At 36.2% G+C, this 439-nt stretch carries 1 pseudogene; it reads left to right on the top strand.

The window, feature by feature from the left end:
• Window positions 1–439: pseudogene (gene malL, locus SB717_RS33790) on the top strand (oligo-1,6-glucosidase); the annotation flags it as partial.

Here is a 439-nt window from a genome sequence, read left to right as displayed (position 1 = left end):
AGGAAGTATTATCGAATTATGATATTATGACGGTTGGTGAAATGCCTGGTGTAACGACAGAAGAAGCCAAATTGTATACTGGAGAAGAACGAAAAGAGTTGCAAATGGTATTCCAATTTGAACATATGGATTTAGATTCAGGAGAAGGTGGAAAGTGGGATGTAAAACCATGTTCACTTCTTACTTTAAAAGAGAATTTAACAAAGTGGCAAAAAGCATTAGAGTATACTGGATGGAATAGCCTTTATTGGAATAACCATGATCAGCCTCGCGTTGTATCTCGTTTTGGTAATGATGGAATATATCGCATTGAATCTGCGAAAATGTTGGCGACTGTTCTTCATATGATGAAAGGAACGCCATATATTTATCAAGGTGAAGAAATCGGAATGACGAACGTTCGATTCCAATCAATTGATGAATATCGAGATATTGAAAC

Source organism: Priestia sp. SIMBA_032 (assembly GCF_046535215.1).
Taxonomy (GTDB): domain Bacteria; phylum Bacillota; class Bacilli; order Bacillales; family Bacillaceae_H; genus Priestia; species Priestia aryabhattai.
The sequence above is the reverse complement of the archived record's forward strand: the minus strand, read 5'-3'. Positions and strand labels throughout refer to the sequence as shown.